The organism is Mesorhizobium sp. M7A.F.Ca.CA.002.05.1.1 (genome assembly GCF_003998335.1).
GTDB lineage: Bacteria > Pseudomonadota > Alphaproteobacteria > Rhizobiales > Rhizobiaceae > Mesorhizobium.
The window spans coordinates 1-650 of sequence record NZ_RZQI01001537.1; the positions used below are offsets into that span (position 1 = coordinate 1).

Annotated in this window: 1 protein-coding gene; it reads right to left on the reverse strand. The window is 64.0% G+C overall.

Annotated features, from left to right (window positions below; genetic code table 11):
* The coding region (gene dhaL, locus EN939_RS36895; protein WP_127272118.1) for a dihydroxyacetone kinase subunit DhaL at positions 1 to 450 on the reverse strand (450 nt) is incomplete at its 3' end.
* Positions 451 to 650 lie beyond the last annotated feature (200 nt).

The following is a 650-nucleotide window of genomic DNA, read 5'->3' on the forward strand; positions in this document are numbered from 1 at the left end:
GGCGATACCTGCGATTTCCGGCGCCGTCTTTCCCTGCAGCAACGCGTCATGCACCGGCTGCAGCACGTCGAGCATGGTTTTTTGTCCAACCTGCGACTTGCCCCGTGCTGCCACCGCTTCGATCGCCTTGCCGAACGCCGCCGTCAGATTGGCGCGATCAGGCGCCGCTGAAATCTCCTTGCCGAGTGCCAGGAAAAGGGTGCCGAATAGCGGGCCGGAGGCGCCGCCGACCGTCATCACCAGCTTGGTGCCGATTGCCTTCAAGGCATCGGGCAGCGGTTTGGCCGAAAATGCTTCGGCTTCCGCGCGCACGGCCTCGAAGCCGCGCTTCATGTTCAGCCCGTGGTCGCCGTCGCCGATCGCCTGGTCGAGCGCCGTCAACTCCTCGGCGTGAGCGGCAATGGTATCCGCAGCGGCCGCGATCAGCCTGGCAAGGTTCAACGCCGCCATGTCACCCGCATTTCCGGTTTCTATCTTGCCGGCAGTATCGAAAGAACGATCATTCGACAACTGGAGCATGAATCAGGCCGCTTCGTGCAGTGCGGCGGCGGCCGCGAAGACTTCGGCCACCGCGTGAGCGCCGGGGTCGACCACACCCTGCAATTTGCTGCCGACATAGGCGGACCGTCCGGCCTTAGCTTTGTCCATGG